This window comes from Sphingopyxis sp. EU05-FHT14B03, assembly GCF_058790875.1.
The window spans coordinates 617358-639258 of the sequence record NZ_JBYTDC010000001.1 but is presented as its reverse complement, the minus strand read 5'-3'; the positions used below and the strand labels follow the sequence as shown (position 1 = coordinate 639258).

Sequence of the window (21901 nt, the reverse complement as noted above, 5' to 3'; positions counted from 1 at the left end):
CGCCTAGCGGCCTTCGTCGGCGACGACGCGGCGGTGCGCCGTCATGGCGAACAGGATCAGGCCCACGGTCAGCGGCAGCATGACCAGCGCCAGCATCGACAGGCTCTGGCGCAGCGCATCGTTGCCGGTGAAGGCGGTGTCGGACATCCACGCCGACAAGGCCGGGCCGCAGGTCAGGCCGACCAGATTGCCGACCAGCACATAGAGCGCGGTGATCTTGGCGCGCATGCGCGGCGGGGCGATGTGCTGGATGATCAGCACCGCGAGGCCGCCCGCCGCGCCATAGCCGAAGGTCGCGACGGCGATGATCGCGATTGCGCCGTCGATGTCGCGCGCGAGCGGGAAGGCAGCGACTGCGGCGTGGCCGATGCCGAGGCCGACCGCGAGCGCGAGCACCGCGAGTTCGGCGCGGTCGCGCTTCAAGACCCAGGCGCTGATTGCCGGCCAGAAAAAGGCGGCGATCGCCGCCGCGATCACGCCGACAAGCCCGAAGATCGCGCCGGCGGCGGCGACGCTCTGGCCATAGCTGCGCGTCAGCATCGTCGCCGTCCAGGCGATGAAGCTGTAGCTCGCGAGCGCCGACACGCCAAAGCTAAGATAGAAGGGCAGGTAGAAGCGCCAGTGGCGGCGGAGATAGGCGAGGGCCGCCGCGAGGCTGGTCTGGTCGGCCTGTCCGGGTTCTTCGACGCGATCGGGTTCGGCGACGGTGAGCAGCCAGAGCGGGCCAAGGACCAATCCGGGTACACCGACGATGACAAGCGTCAGCCGCCATGGGCTGAGTCCGAGATCGGGTGAGAGGATGACCGCGAGTTCGAAGGCATAAGCGCCGATCAGGAAGGCCCCGGACGCCATCAGCGTCGATACCGCCATGAACAGGCCGATGGGCAGGGCCCGCTTTTCGGGCGGGAAGAGGTCGGCAACGAGCGATACCGTCGCGGGGACCAGCACCGCTTCGCCGATCGCGACCCCGGCGCGCGTCATCAGCAATATCTCGAAATTGGGCGCGAAGCCCGATGCGACGGTCGACAGGCTCCAGACGATCACGCCGATGCCGACGATGCGCACGCGCGTGCCGCGGTCGATCAGATAGGCGACGGGCACCCCCGACAAGGCATAGAGCAATCCGAAACCGAGTCCGATGAGCAGGCCGATCGCGGTGGCATCGATGCCCATGTCCCTGATGATCGGATCGGCGAGCAGCGCGATGATGTAACGGTCGAGATAGGACAGTGCGGCGATCAGGCAGAGCAGCCCGGCGACATACCAGGCGCGGGTTGGCGACGGCCATGCCCAGGCCGTCATGCCGCGCAAATCTCCACCGGGAAGCCTTCGAGCCAGCTCATCCCCGACACCTGTTCGGCCTGGTCGGGGGTTGCGGGCGTGATTTCGTTGAGGTTCCGGCCCGGCTGCGCATTGGCGCCCCGCCAGCCGCCGCGATGGCCCCAGCCATGCGGATAGGCGACGCAGCCCGGGCGGACCTCGTCGGTCACCTCGGCCACGACCTCGATCGCGCCCCATTGGGTCGAGATCTTCACCGCCATGCCGTCGTCGATGCCGCGCGCGGCGGCGTCCGACGGGTTGATCAGCAGCGCCGGGGAGTCGGAGCGGACGAGCTTGTCGACATTGTGCATCCAGCTGTTGATCGAGCGCAGTTTGCGCAGGTTAATCAGGCGCAGCATGTTCGGGTCGGGCTCGGGCTCGGCGTGGAGGCGCGTCACCTCCTCGCCGGCGATATCGTCCCACAAATGGATCTTGCCGTCGGGATGGCCGATGCGCTTTTCGAAATCGAAGGCCCAGCGCCCGCGTTCGATCATCACCCCGTGCGGATTGGCTTTCAGCTTGGCGAGCGACAGCCCGTCCTGCCCCTCGATCCCCGCCTGCAGCGCGCCGTCGGCCATTTCGAACGGCGTCATGTTGCCGAAGGCGCCGTCGCGGCCCATGCGTGCGGCAAGGTCGCGCAAAATCTCATATTCGCCGCGCGCTTCGCCGGTCGGCGGGATCACCGCGGGCACATATTGGGCGAAGGGTCGCACCATATGGTTCATGAAGAACTGATTGATGTCCTCACGCTCGAGCGCCGTCGTCGCGGGCAGGATGTAGTGCGCGTGGCGCGAGGTTTCGGTCATGTAGAGGTCGACCGACACCATCAGGTCGAGCGCCTCAAAGCCTTCGGTCAGGCGCGGCCCGCCGGGCATCGACATCACCGGATTGGCGCCGACGGTCAGCAATGTCTTGATCTGGCCGTCACCGGGGGTGGTCATTTCCTCGAGGAAGGTCAGGCTCGACTGGGTTCCCCAGACCGAAGCCTGGCCGCTGATGCGCGAGCTGTGGCGTTTGTGGCGTGCTTGGCCGGGTCCCGTCGCCTGGGCGTCGGTCGCGGTGCCGCCATGCCCCCAGCCGACGCCGCCCGGCTGATGAAACTTGCCGCCGAGCAGGTTGAGGAGGTGGAGGAAATAGTTGGTCAGCGTCGAGTAACTGGCGCGGCAGATGCCGATGCGTCCCATGGCCGCGGCGCGCGGCGCGGCGACGAAATCGCGCGCGAGGGTGCGGATTGCGTCGGCCTCGATGCCGCAATGCGGGGCAGCGATCTCGGGGGTGATCCAGTCGATCGCCGCCGCAAGCTCGGCAAAGCCCGAACAATGGCGCTCGACGAACGCCCTATCGGCCAGCCCCTCGGCGATGACGACCTGCACCATCGCGCCGAGCAACCAGACGTCGCCGGCGGGGATGATCGAGACATGCTCGAACTTGCGCGCGGTCTCGCTGCGCCGCGGGTCGACGACGATCACGCGCCCGCGCTCGGCGATCTCGACCAGATCCTCCTTGAAGCGCGGGGCGATGAGCAAGGAGCCGTGGCTGACCAGCGGGTTCGACCCAAAGATCAGCAGATGGTCGCATTGCGCGAGGTCGGGGAAGACGAAGCCGTGGGTGCCGAAGATCAGCTCCGTCGCGAGAACCACCGACGTGATATCCTCCGACGAGGGGGTGAACAGCTTGGTGCAGTCCATCGCGCGGCTGAACAGATAATTGCCCATCGAGCTGGGCCATCCCATGCTCGGCGGGTTGCCGGTGTTCATCGCGAAGCTTTGCGGACCATGTGCCTCGATCGACGCTGACAGGCGCGCGGCGATGTCGTCCAGCGCGTCATCCCAGCCGACGGGCGCAAACTCGCCGGGCCCGCCGACGCGCTTCAGCGGGGTGGTGACGCGGTCGGGGTCGTAAGTGACTTCGGCGAGCGCGGGACCCTTGACGCAGATATGGCCGCGCGAATGGGGATTGTCGCGGTCGGGGCGAACCTTGACGATCTTGCCATCGGCGACCGTCGCGACCATGCCGCACAGCGCCTCGCAGACGCGGCAATAGGTGATATGGTCGCCATCGGCGCCGGGGATGGTGGTGAAAGCCATCAGCTGTTCCCTTCCTTCCTGTTGTTCGATGCCCGTCACCGCGCCGCGGGCGGGGTGACGCGGACATTCACGGTGCGGACGCGGCCATCGAGTACGCCTGCGGTCTTGCCATCGGCGAGCGGCCCCGAACCGCTGTCCTGCCCGAGGTCGAAGGTCTCGCTCGGCGAGAAGGACAGGCGGGGCAGGGCGCCCTTGATCGTGCCGCTGGCGATTTCGGCGCCGTCGGCAAGGATATGGACGATCGCTTCGCTCTCGCCGCGCCGTTCAAAGCGCAGCAGGATGGTCGCGGGGCCGCGCCCCAGCGCGCGGTCGGCGGCGACTTCCGTCAGTTTCAGGTCGAGGCTGCGATAGGAGAAGACCGGGCGCCCCTCGCGCAAGTGGAGCGCGAAGCCGCCATGCCGCCCGCCGATCGCTGCGATGGTGCCGCCGGCGTCGCTGTCGAGATCGAGCTTCGCCTCGATGGTGAAGCTGGCGGACTGCATGGGCGGGGCGAGCGCTTCCGGAATGCGCGCGGTGGCGCCGGTGTAGGTCCACTGATAGCCGCGCCGGGCCATGTCCTCGGCGGCCATCTTACGGACGAAGCCCCACGCGTCGCTGGTGTTGGACAGCGGATAGACATTGTTCGCCTTCGCCTCGCGGTCGAACAGCACCTTCATCTCGGCGAGCTTGCGCGGGTTGGCGGCCGCGACATTGCGTTGTTCGCCCGGGTCGGTGGTGAGGTTGTAGAGCTCCCATTTGTCGTCTCCGAACACGGGGCGGTTCATGAAATCCCACACGTCGAGCCGGTGCGGGACGACGGCTTTCCAGCCGCCCGCATAGATCGCGCGATTGCCGTACATCTCATAATATTGCGTGGCGTGGCGGGTCGGCGCGGTGGGCGCGGCGAAGCTGTATGTCATGCTGACGCCGTCGAACGCCATCTGCCGCTCGCCATTGACCATCGCGGCGGGGGCGATGCCCGCGGCGTCGAGGATCGTCGGGGTGATGTCGGTGACATGCTGATACTGGCCGCGCAATTCGCCGCGTGCGGGGATGCCCCCCGGCCAGGAGAGGATCAGCGGCACGCGCGTGCCACCCTCATAGGCGGTCTGCTTGTAATAGCGGAACGGGGTGTTGCCCGCGACCGCCCAGCCATTGGCATAGTGGGGATAGGTTGAGGGACCGCCCCAATCGTCATAATGGCGCAGATTTTCCTCGAGCGTCGCGAAATAGGCGTTGGCGAAATAATGTTCGCTGAACGTGCCCTGCGGCGCGCCCTCGGCGCTGGCGCCATTGTCGGCGGTGATCAGGATGACGGTGTTGTCGAGTTCGCCGCGTGCTTCGAGCGCGCCCAGGATGCGGCCGAACTGTTCGTCGGCGTGGCTGAGCTGCGCGGCAAAAGCCTCCATCTGGCGCGCGAACATGCGCTGCTCGTCGCGGCTGAGATCGGCCCAATGCTTGACCCCGGCGGGCAGCGGCGGGAGCGCCATGCCGGCTGGCACGAGGCCGAGTTTCTTCTGCCGGTCGAGCACCTGCTGCGCGGCGACGTCCCAGCCTGCGTCGAAGCGGCCCTTATAATGGTCGAGCCAGCGCTGCGGCGCGTGGTGCGGCGCGTGGACCGCGCCGGTCGCCCAATACATCATGAAGGGGCGGTGCGGATCGGTGGCGTCGCGCGCACCGATCCAGCCGATCGCCTTGTCGGCCATATCGGCGCTGAGATGATAGTCGGCGCGCGGCGACAGCGCGACGGGGTCGTGATCAGACCAGAGCGTCGGGTCGAAATTGTCGGCGTCGAAGGCGAGGAAGCCATAATAGCGGTCGAAGCCCTGGCCGCTGGGCCAATAGGTGAAGGGTCCCGCCGCCGAGGCGTCGGCCTGCGGCAGATGGTCCCATTTGCCGATGGCGTAAGTGAGATAGCCCGACTGGCGCAGGTTCTCGGCGACGGTGCCGGCACTCCGCGGGACGAGCGCGTCCTGCCCGGGGAAGCCGACCGCGATCGCCGAATGGCCGCCGATATGGACGCGGTGCGAATTGCGGCCCGTCAGCAGCGCGGCGCGGCTGGCCGAGCAGATCGGCGTGGTGTGGTAATTGGTGTAGCGCAGCCCCTGCTGCGCGACGCGATCGATGTTGGGGGTCTCGGCGAGGCCGCCATAGCTGCCGAGCTGGCCGAAGCCCATGTCGTCGATCACCCAGACGAGGATATTGGGGGCACCCGCGGGGGCGACGGTGCGCTGGATTTTGCCGGGCACCGAATCGGCAAAGGTCTTGCCGATCTTCGGCTGGTCGTCGGGCGCTGCCGATGCCGGACCCGCGAGCGCCGCAGCGCTCAGGCAGGCGGCCGCGACATTGAAAAACCGGTACTTCCTCATTCCCATACACCTCGTGTCCGTCGATCGCCGGATGCTTGACGCCGCACTATAGATGAATTACATTCTTCGTAAAGTGTAAACATCAGGATTGGCGAGGGACAGGGCATGAAAATCGAATTGGACACGATCTATCGCCGCATCGTCGACCATCTGGAAAATGGCACGACCGACATGGCCGCGGATTCGATCGAGGTCCCCGCCGCGCATTTCACCGACGCCGACCATCTGGCCCGCGAACTCGAGGTGTTCCGGCGCCAACCGCTCGCCGCCGCGACGAGCATGGAAATCCCCGAACCCGGCAGTTTTGTCACCCGCGACATACTCGGCGTGCCGCTGCTGATCGTGCGGCAGAAGGACGGCAGCGTCGCTGTGTTCCGCAATATGTGCCGCCATCGCGGCGGCAAGGTCGAGCAGGGCGAGAAGGGCAAGAAGCCCTTTTTCGTCTGCGCCTATCATGGCTGGAGCTTCAAGGGCGACGGCAGCTTGCGCGGCATTCCGTTCGAGGAGCAATATGGCACGCTCGACAAGGGGTGCCGCAATCTCTTCGCGGTCGAGGCAGAGGAGCGCCACGGCCTCGTGTGGATCAAACTGCCTCAGGCGCCGCAGGACATGCCGATCGCCGACTATCTGGGCGAGGCCGACGAGCGGCTCGCGGCTTATGACATCGACAAGCTCGTCGTTTTCATGGACCAGAAGATCGATCTCGACATCAACTGGAAGTTGGTGATGGACGGCGCGATCGACGTGCTCCACCCGCAATTCCTGCACGCCGAAGGGGTCGGCAAGCTGATCCAGACCGGCGCCGCGGTGTGGCTCGATCTCGGGCGGCACGGCCAATCCTATTCGGCGCGCAAGCGGCTCGCGCGCAAGCTCAAGGCCGGCGAACCGATCGAGGGCGGCTGGCGCTATCTGACCGGCAACCTGATGATTTTCCCCAACATGAGCGTGATCCCGACGCCCGACCATATCGAGCATTGGACCGTGTGGCCGCATCTGACCGATCCCGGCAAATGCCATGTCCACATCCGCTTCCTGACCGATCCGGCGAAGCTGACCGACGAGGTTGCCGAGCGGATCAACCGCAGCTGGGAGATTTTGCGGCAGGCCGCGACCGAGGAGGATTTTCCGATGGAGGAAATGATCCAGGCCAATGCCGCGGCGCTGCCGACGACCGGCTTCCTCTATGGCGCCAACGAAGTGCCGACGCAGCATCTGCACTTGCAGATGGCGCGCGAGTTCGAGGCGTTGGCCTGACATAGAGACATAACCGGACGAAGAGCCGGACCCCGCGAAAACCCCCTCGGGAGAGACTGCATGAATATCGCCGAACTCGTTCGTTATTGGGCGCGCTGGAGGCCGGATCACAGCGCCGTGATCGCCGACGACGTCCGCACCAGCTGGGCCGAGTTTGACGCGCGCAGCGACGCGATCGCGCGGGGCCTGCGCGCCGCCGGGGTGGTCAAGGGCGACCGCGTCGGCATGCACCTCGACAATAGGATCGAGGCGCCGCTGCTGACCGTCGCGTGCCTGAAGCTCGGGGCGATGATCGTGCCGCTCAATTTCAAACTCACCGCGAGTGAAATTCTGCCTTTGCTGGAGGATGCCGACTGCAAGATCGTTGTTACTCAGGCGAAGCATCTCGACCGGCTCGAGTTGGCGGCATCGAAGCTGCCCTTCGCGATTTACAGCCTCGACGGCAGCGATGCGCGGCGCTTTTCCGCGCTGCTGATCGATACCGGTCCGGTGCCGACCGAGACGATCGGCCTCAACGATGCCGGCTTCCTCTGCTACACCTCGGGCACCACCGGGCGCCAGAAAGGCGCGCTGCTCACGCACGGCGGCGCCATGTATCCCGGCCTCGCCAAGAATATCGCCGAAGGGCTGACCTGGCGCGATTCGATCATGGTCGCGGTGCCCTTCGTCTTTACCGGCGCGATCGTCTCCTGCTTCATCCAGTTCGCGGTCAATGCGGGCGGGACGATGGTGCTGGAATCCGATTTTGACATCGACCGCTATTTGGACGTGATCCAGCGGCATCGGGTGAGCGCGGCGACGACGGTTCCGGTCGTCTGGGAACGGCTGATGCGGTCACCGGGTTTCGAAAAGGCCGATCTGTCGAGCATGATCTCAGCTGCCGCCGGCGGCGCGCCGGTCAGCGTCGACCTGATCGAGGCATATCGCGCCAAGGGCATTTCGCTGATCCAGTCCTATGGCTTGACCGAGGCGTCGGGGCTGGCGGCGACGATGCACGGCGACGATGCGATCGCGCATATCGGCTGGGCGGGACGCCCGATCGTCGGCAGCGAGATGAAGATCGGTGACGCCGACGGCAACGCGCTTGCCAATGGCGAGATCGGCGAGATCATGGTGCGCGGACCGCATGTCATGCGCGAATATTGGCGCAATCTCGAGGCCACCGCGGCGACGTTTGCGGGCGATTGGCTGCGCACCGGCGACACCGGCATGATGAACGACGAAGGCTTCGTGAAGGTCGTCGACCGGTCGAAGGACATGATTATTTCGGGCGGTATCAACGTCTATCCGGCCGAGATCGAGAAAATCCTCTCGGCTAACCCGCATATCGCCGAACTGGCGGTGATCGGGGTTCCCGACAGCGACTGGGGCGAAGTTCCGATGATCGTCGCGAGCGGGGTGAAGGACGAAGGCGCGGCGCTGTCCGCGCTCGAAACCGACGGCTCGGCGCAACTCGCGGCCTTCAAGCGTCCGCGCCGTGTCGTCTTCATCGACGAACCGCTGCCGCGCACCCTGTCGGGCAAGATTTCCAAACCGACGCTGCGCGGGCTGTTTCCGGCGGTGCCCGACCAGGCGAAGGCGTTGTTCGGGAAATAGCGATCGGGGCCGGCGGGCGGCACGAGACGCCCGTCGGCCGCGCCCTTTTTACCGTTTCATCATTCCCGTGCATTTCCAGTTGCGCGCGTCGCTGACGTCGCTTCCCTCCGCGCCCGTGAACTTCGCAACGCTGGGATAGGCGCAGATGCGATAGCTGCGCGCCACCGCGGCATCGCTGTCGGCCGTCGCGGGGTTTTCGAGGCTCATGCCCGAAACATACATCGACGTGTTCGACGTCGAGTTGAGTTCCAGCGTCCGAGGACTGTTGGTCAATATGATGTCGGCTGGCGGCGTGCCGCCCTCCACCCAGCGCTGCATCGCGTCCAGCATCGCGCGACTGCTGTCGGTTGGGGAGCCTTCGCCGCCGCGGCAATGGAACATCCCGGGCACGAAAAAGCTCTGGAAGAAATTTCCGCTTTCGGCGCCGTACCGAGCCCGGACCGCGTCGCTGTAATCCGCCGTATAGGCGGGTGGGATCGATTCGTCGGAGGCGCCGGTCCACATGATCAGTTTGCCGCCGGTTCGCTGCATCGCCGCAAGATTGGCGGGATCATAGCCATAACCGCCGACGCGCGCCCACAGCGCGTCGTCTTCGTTGCGCTGTGCCGGATCCCCGAAATCCATCTGCGTCAGCGCATCATAGCCGGTAGCGCGCAAAGCCTTCATGCTGAGCACGGTCGATCCGAACAGAGGCGGCCGAGTCTTGTCGGTCCACGGCGGCGGCGCGGTGCCCAGCGCGATCGGTCCCAGCAGCGAGGGGTTGGCGAACCAAAAGCCCGGCGCCGCGACGTCGGACCCCGCAACCGGGGGGAACCCGCCGGCCAGGATTTCGAGCGTCGAATATTGCGCATCGCTGAGGAACGGGAACAAGGAATGCGACAGGCGGATTTGCGTTGGATCCCAGATCAGCCCGTCGCGCGCGCCGTCGGCCGCGTCATATTTGGCCACGATCGCCTGCCCAACGCGCGTCATGTCGGCGGGCGATATCCAGCGCGCCGGATCGCGCGCGACATGCTGTGCGACATAGGCCCAGAACGTCTGCACATGGGCGCTGGTTGGGGCGCCTGCCGCGATGAAGCCGTCGGCATCGCCGGGGTATCGCTCCGCTTCCATCAGGGTGCTGACGCCCCCCCCGGAACAGCCCATGATATAGCGCGGCATCGCGCTGCGGTTATAATAGCCGCGCGCCAGCGTTTGCGTCGCAACTGCCGCCACATGCGTGCCGCGATGCGCATAATCTTCGGACTTTGCCGGATCGCCGCGGAATGACATGTCGAGCGCACCGCGCGAGTGCGATCCCTTGTCGGTGGTCGCCACCGCATAGCCGGCGGTCAGATGCTCGCGCGACGGATTGACGATGTAGCCCGCCGACCCACCCGGAATCGTCATCAGATAGCGGCCGTTCCAGCTTTGCGGCAGTGCGATCATGAAGCCGACGGTATTCGGCCCGGGATTTGCGGTCCGCACGACCCCGTCGATCCGGCAATAGGGCACCGGGTCGGCCAGCCAGCGGATCGACTCGATCGCGACATCCTTGCCCGCCCATGTGATCGCCTCGGGCGAACAGGCTGCGGCCGCTACGCCGGGGATTGCAACTGGTCGCGGGTCATGCGCCGCCGCAAACGGTATCGTCAGCAATCCGGTCAGCGCGCCGGCCATCATCAGCATTGTCCGATATCGCATACCCTTTATCCTCCACCCATCGTCGCTTTGCCGACTCTGAAAGCCTGTTCTGCTATCAAATAACAAAAAATGGAAAATGTAAATATTGATGCTATGGTGAAGGCAGGGCATGAAGCCGATTGCCGGTTTCACGGGCGGGTCTACCGGTCAAAGACCCATTTGAAAGCCGGGCAGGGGAAGGACGGAGCCATTGGACGTTTCGAAAAATCGCGAGGAACAGGCCATGCCCGATATCGGCAAGACCGGCGCGAAGATCGTCGAGGGCGCGCGTCGCTGTTTCGAACGTTATGGGATCGAGAAGACGACGGTCGAGGATATCGCGCGAGCCTCCGGCGTCTCGCGCCCGACGGTCTATAAATTTTTTGGCGGCAAGATGGAGATCGTCGATTACATCGGCTTTGCCGAACTCGACAAGATTCAGGACCTCGTCCGCGCTCGCATCCAGCGCCAGCGGAATTTCGCCGACACGACGACCGAGGCGATTGTCGCGTCGGTCCAGGTGGCGAGCGGCAATCCCTATATACGCCGTTTCGTCGAGGATCTGGAAGTGTCGGCGCAGAGCCAACTCCCCACCAGCCCTTATCAGGAGCAGGCGCGGCATCGCTGGGAATCGGTGATGCACCGCGCGCAGGCGAGCGGAGAACTTGCAGCTGACCTTGACCCAGCCGATGTTGTGAACTGGCTGTCGCGCAATCAGGTCATGCTGCTGCGGGTGCTCGACCAGTTCGGCGGCGACGAGGACAAGCTGCGGCATATGGTGCGTCGCTTCGTCGTCGAACCCTTGCTTGCCAATCGGTCCCCCACGTCAAGCTGACAATTCGGGGCGGCGCAGGCCCGATTCGCGACTCGCCGAGGATCGGCATCGCATTTGAACACGATGGAAATCCGGACGTGAAAGCCTTGTTGGCGGGAAGATTCTCAAGGATTTCCGCGAATTAAACTACATATCATAGATTGTGCATCGCGCAGCGTGCTCGTTGCTCGGTGACATTGTTGACATTTTATCGAATCTGTTGTCTGTAAGCATCGGGAGTGATGCACGGCAACAGCACCGGCCGAACCGATCTGCCCTGATCGTTTCGAGCAGCGCGCGTCCCACAGTGATGGACTGCGCGGCGCCGCCTTCAACGAAGGGCGGGCGTCGCCAATGGGAGGATGCTATGCGCTTTTCTTACAAGCTCGCCACATGCACGCTGGCGATTGCGGTTTCGACCGTCTCGACGGCGGCGATGGCGCAGGATGCCGGGGACGCGGCCGACGACAGTTCGGGCGTCAATGAAATCGTTGTGACCGCGCAGAAGCGCGACGAACGTTTGCAGGACGTGCCGATCGCTGTTTCGGCCTTTACGCCCGATCAGCTCCAGCAAAGCGGCGTTTCGGATGTTCTGGAACTGGCCGCGGTCACGCCGTCGCTTCTGATCACCGAAGGATCGAGCGCGGCGCAGCCCTATATTCGCGGCGTCGGTGGGCGGAACATCACCCCCGGCAACGAAGCCACGACCGCTGTTTATGTCGATGGCGTCTATCAGACCGATAAGACCGGTATCCTGCTTCAGGGTTTCCCCGATGTGCAGTCGGTGCAGGTCCTGCGCGGCCCGCAAGGAACCTTGTTCGGCCGCAACGCGACGTCTGGCGCGATCCTGGTCACCACGAAAAAGCCCGACACCGAATTCGGCGGAATGCTCGAAGGCACCTATGGCACCGATGAAGAAGGCGCTCGCGGTTTCGTGACGGGCGGCCTTTCGGACACGCTCGCGTTAAGTGTCAGCGGCTTTTACCGCAACGAGCGTCCCTATATCCGCAACCGCACCCAGGCGCTGAACGGCGCCGGAAAATATGTCGGCGGTGATCAGAGCTTCGGCTTTCGCGGGTCGGTGCTCTGGGAAGCCACGCCCGATTTCACCGCGACGCTGTCGGGCTATTATTCGAAGGGCGAAACCAACGCCGTGGTGGCGTTGCAGCCGATCCTGGGGGAAACCACCACGACCGGCCAGGTGGCATCGGGGATCGATATTTCGCGGCCCGAACGCTCCTATTACGGTCAGATCGATCCCGAAGTCCGCTTCCAGGGCTATGGCGGCTCGCTGACCCTCGACGCCGATGTCGGGCCGGTCAACATCAAGTCGATCACGGCCTATAGCCACAGCACCTCGGGGGTCGAATATGACCTCGACGGCTCGCCCGCGAACGTCTTCTGGTTCGATACCGCGCTAAAGGGCCGGAGCTATCAGCAGGAAATCGACATCACCTCGATGAACGATGGGCCGTTCCAGTGGATTCTCGGCGGCTTCTATCTCAACTACCGCGACGGCTATGCGGGGCTCGACCAATATGTCGGACTGCCCGTTCCCAGCACGCTCCAGCCGCACACGGTTCCGCAGGCGCTGCTCGACCGCTCGGCGGCCGGCGCCGGCCCGGCCTCGGGCCTGGCCTATATCGATCAGAGCGCCTTCGTGAGCATCAAGTCGCTCGGTCTCTTCGGCGAAGCATCCTATGCGTTCAGCGACGCCGCCAAGCTGACGGTCGGCCTGCGCTACACCGACGAAAAGCATGTCCTCGACAAGGACAATGCGGGCACCACCTATGTGCCCAACGGCACCGGCGGCGTCATTGCGATCCACAGCAATTCGGCCGCGATCTGCGCGGCCAACCCGGCGTGCAAGGGCCTTAGCGCGCCCTTCTCCGAGCTGACCTATCGTGCGGTTTTCGACTATAAGTTCAGCGACGATGTCATGGGCTATCTGAGCTACAACCGCGGCTTCAAGAGCGGCGTCTACAATATCTCGTCGATCCCCAACGTCATCCCGACCCAGCCCGAGACGATCGACGCGTTCGAGGTCGGGCTCAAGACGAGCCTGTTCGACCGCAAAGTGACCTTCAACGCCGCCGCCTATTATTACAAGTACGACAATCTGCAGGTTCCGATCGTCGATCCGGTGACCAATACCCAGCAGTCGATCAATGCGGCGAAGGCGACGATCTCGGGCCTCGAAATCGAAGCCGCCTACCGCCCCAACGACCGCTTCTCGCTGTCGACGGGCTTCGCGACCTTCTTCAAATCGGAATATGACAGCTTCAAGAACTGCGCCATCTATCGGCGCCGGGCATCGGGCCTCGCGGTTCCTCCCAATGCGGATTGCTCGGGTTTCGACCTGCCGGCAACGCCCGACGTCACCGTCAGCGTCCAGGCCAACTATAATATCCCCCTGGCCAACGGCGGGAAGTTCGAACTGAGCGGCCTGTTCAGCTACGTCGACTCGTTCGATCACGCGACCTATGGCGCCTATCCTGCGGGCGGCACGGGAGCGGGAGCTTATCCGGCTGGCATCGGACGTGCTCCGATTCAGAAGGCGACCGAGACGCTCAATCTGTCGGCCACCTTCCATGCGCCCGACGATGCGTTCTACGTCTCGGTGTGGGGTAAGGATCTGTTCAACCAGAACGATGTGTTCCGTAACGTGTCGACGACCTCCTTCGGCTATTATTCGGTGCTTTCGCGCGGGACTACCGCCGGTGTCACGATCGGCACGAAGTTCGGGTCGCAGCGCTAAAAGGAAGCACGGCCGCCGGCACGGGGATTGCCGGCGGCCGCGTTTTTTGCAGGAGGACAAGGTGGACCAATCAGCCGGCACCATAGGTGGCATGCTGCCGTCCGGCCTTTCCGCCCATTGGTATAATGCGGATGCCTTTACGCCCGGCGATCCGTGGAACGGCTTTGACCCGGCGCGAACCGCGCTCGTCCTCGTCGACCTGATCAACTGGCAGGTCGATCCGGATGGCCCCTCGATTGCCGCAATGCGCGCGGCGGGGCATGATGATCGCGCCAACCATCTGCTCGCGCGCTTCGCCGACACCATCGCGCCCAATCTTGCCTTGTTGCTGCCCGCCGCGCGCCGTGCGGGCGTGCGCGTGGTCCATGCGCGGCTTGCCAGCCGGCATCCGGACTATGCCGATGTCGTCCCGGCGCTGCGCCCCTATGTGAAAGCGGCCGGGGCTTTGGACGGATCGCCCGGCGCTGCGCCGATCGCCGAGGTCGGCGACGAGCCCGGCGACCTGTCGATCGTCAAATCGGGGTCGGGCGCGTTCGGCGGGACCGAGCTTGACTTTCTTCTCCGGCGCGAAGGCATCGACACGATCCTCTACGCCGGGGTGGTGACGACCGCCTGCGTGCTGCTCAGCGTTGCCGCGGGGTTCGACCTTGGATACCGGCAATATCTGGTCGCCGATTGCACCGGCACGCTGTCGGCGGGCGACCAGGAGGATGCCGAACGGCTGATCGGCAATTATCTGGCCGAAATCGTGACTGCCGCCGATGCCGTCGCGGCGATGGAGAAGCAATCCCATGCCCTATGATTTCCTGACCGACCTGCTGGTGCTCGAGGTATCGCATTTCGGCCCCGATGCGCTCGGCGGCCGGCTTGCCGACATGGGGGCTCGGGTGATCAAGGTCGAGGATCCCGACGGCGGCGACCCGCTGCGCCGCGCCGGTCCCTGGTCGGTGGGCGACGAAACGGGCTTTTCCTACATGCATCTGCGCTGGAATCGCGGCAAGGAAAGCGTGATCATCGACCTCGCGAGCGAGGCGGGACGCGCGGAGTTCCTGACGCTGGCGGCCAAGGCCGATGTCGTGATTGAGGGCATGCGCGCCGGCGTGATGGCGCGACTGGGGCTCGGTTATGAGGTGCTGAAGGGGGTGAACCCTGCAATCATCTTCTGCTCGCTGTCGGGGCTCGGCGAGACGGGCCCTTATGCCAAGCTCGCCTCGCACGGGCCGTCGTTCGACGCCTATGGCGGGCTCGGCACGCCGGTGAGCGACAGCATCTCGCGCTACGACGGGGCGCAGGCGCCGTCGATCGGCATGTACGCCTATGGGCTGGAGGCGGCCTTCGCCGTCGTGTCGGCGGTACATCGCGCGCGGCGGACGGGCGAGGGGGCGGCGATCGAGGTCGCGGCGGCCGATTGTTCGGCGCACTGGCTGCCCGAGGCGCTCGATCCTTTGCTCAATCCCGACACGACCTTTGCGCGGCCGGGATTCCTTGATGCCAGCGGCAAAATGCGTTTCTGGGCGCGGATGGAAAATTACCGTTGCGCCGACGGCAAGCTGGTCTTCCTGATGACCTTCACGCCGAAGAGCTGGCAGGCGCTGCTTAAGCTCGTCGGCCGTCCCGACCTCGAAGCCATCTACACGCGCGAGCCGCAGACGGGGACCGAGGACGCGGAGGTCAATGCCGCATTGATCCCGATCTTCGCCTCGCGCCCGCGCGCCGACTGGCTCGCCGATTTCGAGCGCGACAATGTGGCGGCGATGCCGGTGAACAGCTTTGCCGATGTCATCGCCGACCCGCATTTCAGTGCGCGCGACAACACCTATCAGGCGTCGCTGCCCGACGGGCGCAAGCTGACTTTGACCTCGACCGCGATCCATGTCGCGGGACAGCATTTCGGCATGCCGCTGGCGCCCGAAGTTGGCGAGGACGACGTCGCGATCCGCGCCGAATTCGGCCTCGGCGCGCGCTGAGTCTCAGCCGCGCGCTGCGCGCGCCTGCATCGGAACCACGCTTGGGCCCGCCATCACCCGGTCATAGCTGCGGTGAAACTGCTGGTTGATCACTTCGTTGTGCGCGAGCAGCATCGTGCCGGTGTTCGGCATGTTCGCCGACCGCTGGATGCTGTCGCCGATCGGCACATCCTCGTTCAGGATCGCGGCTTCGGCGATGTCCCAATTCTTGGCGAGGATCGTCTGGCCGCGCTCGTCATAGTCGCCGGGCGCCCTAGGAGTCAGGAAGCGCAGATGGACGCGCGAGCGGCCGGGGTTGTGGACGTCCTGATACATCGTCCAGAATTCGGCGTGATGCGGGTGCAGCTGGATGCTGACATTGGGAAAGACCATATTGCCATAGACGACATAGGGATCGAGGTCGTGTTCGCCCGGCTCGCTGTCCAATATCTCGTCGATCTTGCGCCGCGGCGTCGTCGTCACCGCATGGTCGCCGGTGCCTTCGACGCGCGCCATCATGTTCATATAGAAATAGGGCCGGATCGTTGGCCCATGGACCCATTGGACATGATAGCCGTCGGTCAGCCCGTCGACCATGATCTTCCAATTCTGGTCGAACTCGAAAAAGGCTTCGCGGTAGAAATATTGGCGGTCGAGACCATAACCCGCGAGCACCCCGTCCATCACCGGGCCGAGATGCGCGGCTACGTCGATCGACCCTTCAGGATTTTCGACGATCCAGATGAAGCCGTGGCGTTCCTCGCAGGGCAGGGCAATCAGATTGCGTTCGCGGCACGGCAGGCTGAGCCCCAGCGTCTGTTTGAAGGTCAGGCCGATCAGCTCGCCCTCATTGGTATAGGTCCAACCATGATAGGGACAGGAAAAGCGCCCCTGCTTGCCCTCGGCCTCGGTCACCAAAGTCGCGCCGCGGTGGCGGCACATGTTGAGGAAGGCGCGGACCTGGCCGTCCTTGCCGCGCGTGACCAGCGCCTCGCTGCGGTTCAGTTTCACCGTCACATAGCTGCCCGATTCGGGAAGCTGGCTGCCGTGAAGCGCCATCATCGGATAATGTTCGAAGATCTTTTCGCGCTCGGCGACCGCGATGTCGGGGTCCGAATAGACCGACAGCGGATATTCGTAGGTTTCCTCGATCATGTCGGTGCTGTTGTCGCGGATGTGGCGGAACAGCTTTTCCGCGACTTGGCGATTATGTTCGGGGCTCAGATACATTCGACTCTCCGTGGGGGACGTCGCGGTCCCAGCGGGCCGGCGTGATTGACTTTACATATATATAGCATTGTAAATAGTAAAAACCTATATAAAAAGGGCTTTGTGAAAAATGTGACTTTACGCACCGGCATGCCGGCAAAGCGAAGCGCGGGGAGAGTTATGGTCGACAGCCTGAATATGCCTTCGGTCCCGGTGCTGATCCGCGAGCGCGCGGCGCGCGATCCGTCCGCGCCGTTCATCACCGACGTCGCGGGCGGCACGATGTCCGGCGGCGCGTTTCACGAGGCGGCGCTGCGCGTCGCGGACGCGATGGCCTCGATCGGGGTCGCGCGCGGGGAATGCGTCGTGACGATGCTCGATCCGTGTCTTGCCGCCTATTGCGCGTGGATCGGACTCAGCTGGCGCGGTGCGCTCGAGGTGCCGATCAACCCCGAATATAAGGGCAATCTGCTCGCCTATGCGCTGAACGATTGCCGCGCGCGGGTGCTGATCACCAGCAATGCCTGTGTCGATCAGGTCAATGCGGTCCGCGATCGCCTCGATACGCTCGAACGCATTATCACCATCGACGAAGCGCTATGCGCCAGCGATATCCCGGTCGCGACGCTGGCCTCGGTCGAGGCGGGTGCACCGCGTATCGATCATGCCGAGCCGCAACTCGCCGACACCAATGCCGTCATCTACACCTCGGGCACCACCGGACCGTCGAAAGGCGTGCTTCAGGCGTGGGGTTCGATCCAGCAGGTCCAGCATAATTTCAGCGGCGAGGTGATCGATCCCGATCAGATCCCCGTCTATTATTCGCCTTGGCCGACCTTCCATTCGTCGGGGCGCGTCGGCTTCGTTTTCGCGGCGGTGCGTGGCGGGCATATGATCTTCCGCAGCCGTTTTTCGGTCAGCCATTATTGGGCCGATGTGCGCGCGCATGGTTGCACCCACACCCAGCTGATGGGCATCGCGGGCTTCCTGATGAATGCCGAGCGGCGGCCCGACGACGCCGACAATCCGCTGTTATGGGTGCTGATGAACCCGGTGCTGCCCGACTATCGCGATTTTGAGGCGCGTTTCGGGGTCAGGGTTTGCACCGGATGGGGCATGACCGAAATCGGGTTTCCGCTGAATGCGTCGAACCTGCCCAATGCGCAGACCTGCGGCAAGCTGTCGCCGCTGTACGAGGTGCGGATCGTCGATGCCGAAGGCCGCGACCTGCCCGACGGACAGGCGGGCGAATTGCTGATCCGGGGTAAGGTGCCCTTCCTGATTACCCAGGGCTATCTGAACAAGCCCGAGGCGAATGCCAAAGCGTCGCGCCACGGCTGGTATAAGACGGGCGACATCCTGCGCCGTGACGGCGACGGCTATTTCTATTTCCTCGACCGTGCCAATGATTACCTCCGTGTGCGCGGCAACAATGTCTCGTCGCTCGAGCTCGAGGGCGAGGTGCGTGCGCATCCGGCGGTCGCCGAAGCCGCGGCGATCGGCGTGAAGGCCGCCGACGTCCCCACGCTGCCCGGCAATGCGCGCGCCAGCGAGGACGAGATCAAGATCGTGGTGCAGCTGGGCGATTCCGCGCCGCTCACCGAAAGCGATCTCGTCGATTATCTCGCCGAGCGGCTGCCGCGCTACATGGTCCCGCGCTTCGTCGAGTTCGTCGCGGACCTGCCGCGCACCCCGACGGGCAAGATCCGCAAGGCCGGGCTGCGCGAGCGGCCCGTTAACGACGCGACCTGGGACCGGCTCAGCCGATCCGTTCCCGCCGCAACCTGATCCCCGCCGCCTCGCGATCCCAGGTGTCGGCGGTGACTCCGTCATCGCGCAGCGCATATTTCTGGATCTTTTGCGTGGGCGTGCGCGGCAGGTCGGGCATCAGCCGGAAATAGCGCGGCACCATATAATGGGGCAGGCGGGTGGCGAGGAAGTCGGTCAGCGCCATCAGGTCGATCGCGGCGCCGTCCGACGGCATAATGCACGCCATCACCTCATCCTCGGTCTTGTCGCTCGCGACCCCGATCACCGCGGCCTCCTTGACTCCGCCGAAGGCGCGGATTTCCTGTTCGACCTCATAGGCCGAGATATTCTCGCCGCGGCGACGGATCGCGTCCTTGCGGCGGTCGACGAAGAAATAGTCGCCATCGGCGTCGCGGCGCAGCAGGTCGCCGGTGTGCAGCCAGCCGTTGCGCCAGGCTTCGGCGGTCGCCTCGGGATTCTTGTAGTATCCGCTGAACATCGTCCAGGGCTGGTCGCAGCGCAGGATCGCCTCGCCGACCGCGCCCTCGGGCACCTCGATATCATGTTCGTCGACCAGCCGAATGTGCTGCCCGGGGCGCAGCCGCCCGGCGACCCCGATCTTGTCGGGATTGAGCGGGCTCTGCACCGGATTGGCGAGCTCGGTCATGCTGTAGGCGGCGAAGGCGCCGACCCCGAAACGCGCGGTAAAGGCCTTGACGTCGGCGGTGTAGGGAACCGCGCTCACCGATTTCAGGCTGTGGTTGCGATCGTCGTCCGAGGGCGGGGTGCTGAGCAGGAAGGGGATCATTGCGCCGAGCAGGGTGGTCGTGTTCGCGCCATGATCGCGGACGATCTGCCAGAACTGATCGGTCTTGAACGATTCGACGAGCACCACCGATCCCGCGTTCGACAACTGGCCATAGAGGCAGCCGAAGCCACCCGAATGGAAGATCGGCAGATGCGCGAGATGGCGATAGTCGCGGCCGATCATCGCCGGCATCGCGGCGTGGTAGAAGGTCCACATATGCGCATAGGAGCACATCACCGCCTTCGACGGGCCGGTGGTGCCCGAGGTGAAGATGATCGCCATATCGTCCCATGGTGCGATCGGCCGCGCGAGGTCGCCCGCGCTGCCTGGCTCTACCAGCATCGCCTCGTCATGGAGTTCGAGACCGTCCACCGGCTCGGTGGCGCCCCCGATGACGATCAGCTTTTCTAGCATACCGCGCTCAACCTCGGCGAGGCGCGGCATCAGGTCGCGGTGGACCAGCCCGACCTTCGCGTCGGCAAGCCACAACACATGGCGGAGTAGGCTGCCGCGATAGGCGAGATTGGCGGGCACAAAAACGCCGCCCAGCATATGCGTGCCGAGCCAGGCGCGTACCGCGGCCTTGCCGTTGGGCAGCCAGTTGAAGACATGGTCGCCCTGCTCGACGCCGAGCCGCTTGAGCGCCCCCGCGGCACGGTGCGCCTGATCGAGCGCCTCGGCAAAACTCCATTCGCTGCCGTCCTGAAAACGCATGTAGAGATCGTCCGGATGCTCGCGCGCCTGGCGCTCGAGCAGATGGCGAGTGACGGCCTGGTCGGGGGTGGGGAAGGGCATGTCGGACATCGGGGTCTTCCTGCTGTGGTCAGGCGAAGGGAAAAAGGGCGGCATCCTCGCGGCGCAGGCCGGGGCGGGCGTTGGCGAGGCGGAGCGAGGCCGCATAGCGTTCGGGCTGCGATCCGAAGCAGGTGGCGGGCAGCGGACCCGACAGCGCGCCGTCGCGGCCATAATAGCGGGTGATGTCCATGCGCTGGCCGCGCCCGACGAAGGCGCCGCGCTGGATCAGGAACAGGCGCTCGAAATCTTCTGCCGACAGCCGCTCGGCGGCCCAGCGCGCGAACCCATTGAGCAGCGGGGCACCGGAGTAAGCGGACGGGGCCGTGATGTGAAAATCACCGTTGATCACGATTTCGAGCACGAGCGCGCCATCCTGCAACAGCCGAACCGGCTGATAATCGGCGTCGGAATCGGGCAGGATGACGTCATGGCGGCGGTCGGCTCGCCCCTTCGCGATATGCACCGCCGCGAGGCGTAGCGTGTCGAACATATGCGTGCATTGCAGGGCCGGCTCGGTCTGCAACCATCGGGTCCGCAGGTCATCGACCAAGGGCAGGCCCGCGAGGCCGGTCATCTCGCCGCCTGCCTCCGCGCAACTGGATAGCGGGTGGCGCTCCCAGCGCCCCTCGACGGCGGTCAGCCTCTGGTCGTCGTGGTGGATCAGCAGCGCCAGCGCATGGAACGGGTCTTCCAGCACCGCCTCGACCCGATCGGGACCGAGCCGGCGAAAACGCGTCGTCCGGACAAAATAGCCGTCACCATAAGCGGGATTGGCGGCCATGCGGCGCGCCGTATCGTCGGTCATCGCTCGAGCGGGCCTCCCACGCTGCGCCGCGCGTCGATATCGCTGCGGCTACTTAATCGATTGATTAAATATCTGTGTCAGCTTGGGGAAGGGCCGTCAACCCAGCGATGGAGGTTTATCGGATTTCGCTGCCCGCGAGCAAAGGCTGGACGATGAAACGCCTGATGAAGCGGCGTTTCTCGGCATCTTCGATCTGCGGCGAGGCGACCTGCAGCATCAGCATCGCCTGCGCGCGCGCGAGCCAATAGATGCACTCGTCGATTTTCAGGTCGGTCGCAATCTCGCCGCGCGCCCGCGCCTGTTCGAACATGTTCGCCCACCAGGTGCGCTGCAATTGCTGCATCAGGCTGCTCGGCGAAATCACCGATTCCTGAAATTCGATGCTTTCGACCATGCGGCGAATATAGATGTTCTCGTTCGCCAGCCGGATGACGAGCAGCAGCGTATCGGACAGGAAATCAGCGAAGTCGTCCGATCGCACCAGCCGCCGCCGTACCTCGCTGTTGACTCGCCAGGTTTCGCGCACCGAAATCTCGTCGAGGATCGCATCCTTGCTCGGATAATATTTATAGACGGTTGGACGCGACACTTTGGCGCGGCTCGCGATATTCTCGATCGTCGTCTTGCCGATCCCATATTGCTCGAAACAATCATAGGCAGCGCGCAGGATGCGCTCCTGCGTCGAATTATCGTCCGTCCGGGCTGATGCCGGGCCGCTGTCCATGCCTGATCTCCTGCCCCGACCGGGGA

General features: G+C 64.7%; 15 protein-coding genes. 7 read left to right on the top strand and 8 right to left on the bottom strand.

All coding sequences use genetic code 11. From position 1 onward, the window contains the following. Positions 1 to 3: 3 nt before the first annotated feature. Genes AC3WS4_RS03200 through AC3WS4_RS03190 form a run of 3 tightly spaced genes read right to left on the bottom strand, consistent with a single transcriptional unit; the run spans position 4 to position 5755 of the window. Entirely contained in the window at positions 4 to 1302 is a 1299-nt protein-coding gene (locus AC3WS4_RS03200; RefSeq protein ID WP_492739815.1) for an MFS transporter, read from the bottom strand. Beyond that, on the bottom strand, positions 1299 to 3407 hold the full coding sequence (locus AC3WS4_RS03195) for a molybdopterin-containing oxidoreductase family protein (protein WP_492739816.1): 2109 nt from the start codon (positions 3405 to 3407) through the stop codon (positions 1299 to 1301). Before AC3WS4_RS03195 ends, AC3WS4_RS03200 begins: the two co-directional genes overlap by 4 nt. 35 nt (positions 3408 to 3442) lie before the next feature. Continuing rightward, a complete protein-coding gene (locus AC3WS4_RS03190) occupies positions 3443 to 5755 on the bottom strand; it encodes an arylsulfatase (protein ID WP_492739817.1) in 2313 nt (770 codons plus the stop codon). 105 nt (positions 5756 to 5860) lie between these two features. Here AC3WS4_RS03190 and AC3WS4_RS03185 point away from each other — a divergent pair, with 105 nt between their 5' ends. Together AC3WS4_RS03185 and AC3WS4_RS03180 are read left to right on the top strand one after the other, a co-directional pair. Continuing rightward, complete coding sequence (locus AC3WS4_RS03185; protein WP_492739818.1) at positions 5861 to 7009, top strand: aromatic ring-hydroxylating oxygenase subunit alpha; 1149 nt, start codon at positions 5861 to 5863, stop codon at positions 7007 to 7009. A gap of 60 nt (positions 7010 to 7069) precedes the next feature. After that, positions 7070 to 8605, top strand: a complete 1536-nt coding sequence (locus tag AC3WS4_RS03180; protein ID WP_492739819.1) for a class I adenylate-forming enzyme family protein — start codon at positions 7070 to 7072, stop codon at positions 8603 to 8605. Positions 8606 to 8653: 48 nt separating this feature from the next. On the opposite strand, the gene AC3WS4_RS03175 is transcribed toward AC3WS4_RS03180, so the two are convergent. Then, entirely contained in the window at positions 8654 to 10288 is a 1635-nt protein-coding gene (locus tag AC3WS4_RS03175) for a tannase/feruloyl esterase family alpha/beta hydrolase (protein WP_492739821.1), read from the bottom strand. Between the two features lie 190 nt (positions 10289 to 10478). On the opposite strand from AC3WS4_RS03175, the gene AC3WS4_RS03170 reads away from it, so the two are divergent. From AC3WS4_RS03170 to AC3WS4_RS03155, 4 genes are all read left to right on the top strand, one after another. After that, positions 10479 to 11102: a TetR/AcrR family transcriptional regulator gene (locus tag AC3WS4_RS03170; RefSeq protein WP_492739822.1), complete on the top strand. Its 624-nt coding sequence runs from the start codon at positions 10479 to 10481 to the stop codon at positions 11100 to 11102. A 346-nt stretch (positions 11103 to 11448) separates the two neighbouring features. Next, entirely contained in the window at positions 11449 to 13839 is a 2391-nt protein-coding gene (locus AC3WS4_RS03165) for a TonB-dependent receptor (protein ID WP_492739824.1), read from the top strand. Positions 13840 to 13900: 61 nt separating this feature from the next. Then, positions 13901 to 14641, top strand: a complete 741-nt coding sequence (locus AC3WS4_RS03160) for a cysteine hydrolase family protein (protein WP_492739825.1) — start codon at positions 13901 to 13903, stop codon at positions 14639 to 14641. Next, positions 14631 to 15806, top strand: a complete 1176-nt coding sequence (locus AC3WS4_RS03155; protein ID WP_492739826.1) for a CaiB/BaiF CoA transferase family protein — start codon at positions 14631 to 14633, stop codon at positions 15804 to 15806. The genes AC3WS4_RS03160 and AC3WS4_RS03155 overlap by 11 nt, the downstream gene beginning before the upstream one ends. Before the next feature lie 3 nt (positions 15807 to 15809). Here the strand turns inward: AC3WS4_RS03155 and AC3WS4_RS03150 are convergent, their stop codons facing one another. Further along, the gene (locus AC3WS4_RS03150) at positions 15810 to 17015 is read right to left on the bottom strand and encodes an aromatic ring-hydroxylating oxygenase subunit alpha (protein ID WP_492739827.1); all 1206 of its coding nucleotides are present in this window, start codon (positions 17013 to 17015) and stop codon (positions 15810 to 15812) included. Positions 17016 to 17174: 159 nt separating this feature from the next. Between AC3WS4_RS03150 and AC3WS4_RS03145 the strand changes: the two genes are divergently transcribed. Then, positions 17175 to 18782: an AMP-binding protein gene (locus AC3WS4_RS03145; RefSeq protein ID WP_492739828.1), complete on the top strand. Its 1608-nt coding sequence runs from the start codon at positions 17175 to 17177 to the stop codon at positions 18780 to 18782. On the opposite strand, the gene AC3WS4_RS03140 is transcribed toward AC3WS4_RS03145, so the two are convergent. From AC3WS4_RS03140 to AC3WS4_RS03130, 3 genes are all read right to left on the bottom strand, one after another. Next, positions 18754 to 20355: an AMP-binding protein gene (locus tag AC3WS4_RS03140; protein WP_492739829.1), complete on the bottom strand. Its 1602-nt coding sequence runs from the start codon at positions 20353 to 20355 to the stop codon at positions 18754 to 18756. The genes AC3WS4_RS03145 and AC3WS4_RS03140 overlap by 29 nt on opposite strands. 19 nt (positions 20356 to 20374) lie before the next feature. Next, positions 20375 to 21151: a hypothetical protein gene (locus tag AC3WS4_RS03135; protein WP_492739830.1), complete on the bottom strand. Its 777-nt coding sequence runs from the start codon at positions 21149 to 21151 to the stop codon at positions 20375 to 20377. Positions 21152 to 21266: 115 nt separating this feature from the next. Continuing rightward, positions 21267 to 21875: a TetR/AcrR family transcriptional regulator gene (locus AC3WS4_RS03130; RefSeq protein WP_492739831.1), complete on the bottom strand. Its 609-nt coding sequence runs from the start codon at positions 21873 to 21875 to the stop codon at positions 21267 to 21269. Positions 21876 to 21901 lie beyond the last annotated feature (26 nt).

Coding starts and splice junctions, on each gene's coding strand:
- AC3WS4_RS03155 (WP_492739826.1), top strand. CDS start 14,631: ATGCCCTATGATTTCCTGACCGACCTGCTGGTGCTCGAGGTATCGCAT.
- AC3WS4_RS03130 (WP_492739831.1), bottom strand. CDS start 21,875: ATGGACAGCGGCCCGGCATCAGCCCGGACGGACGATAATTCGACGCAG.
- AC3WS4_RS03145 (WP_492739828.1), top strand. CDS start 17,175: ATGGTCGACAGCCTGAATATGCCTTCGGTCCCGGTGCTGATCCGCGAG.
- AC3WS4_RS03150 (WP_492739827.1), bottom strand. CDS start 17,015: ATGTATCTGAGCCCCGAACATAATCGCCAAGTCGCGGAAAAGCTGTTC.
- AC3WS4_RS03135 (WP_492739830.1), bottom strand. CDS start 21,151: ATGACCGACGATACGGCGCGCCGCATGGCCGCCAATCCCGCTTATGGT.
- AC3WS4_RS03140 (WP_492739829.1), bottom strand. CDS start 20,355: ATGTCCGACATGCCCTTCCCCACCCCCGACCAGGCCGTCACTCGCCAT.
- AC3WS4_RS03180 (WP_492739819.1), top strand. CDS start 7,070: ATGAATATCGCCGAACTCGTTCGTTATTGGGCGCGCTGGAGGCCGGAT.
- AC3WS4_RS03165 (WP_492739824.1), top strand. CDS start 11,449: ATGCGCTTTTCTTACAAGCTCGCCACATGCACGCTGGCGATTGCGGTT.
- AC3WS4_RS03185 (WP_492739818.1), top strand. CDS start 5,861: ATGAAAATCGAATTGGACACGATCTATCGCCGCATCGTCGACCATCTG.
- AC3WS4_RS03195 (WP_492739816.1), bottom strand. CDS start 3,407: ATGGCTTTCACCACCATCCCCGGCGCCGATGGCGACCATATCACCTAT.
- AC3WS4_RS03190 (WP_492739817.1), bottom strand. CDS start 5,755: ATGAGGAAGTACCGGTTTTTCAATGTCGCGGCCGCCTGCCTGAGCGCT.
- AC3WS4_RS03175 (WP_492739821.1), bottom strand. CDS start 10,288: ATGCGATATCGGACAATGCTGATGATGGCCGGCGCGCTGACCGGATTG.
- AC3WS4_RS03200 (WP_492739815.1), bottom strand. CDS start 1,302: ATGACGGCCTGGGCATGGCCGTCGCCAACCCGCGCCTGGTATGTCGCC.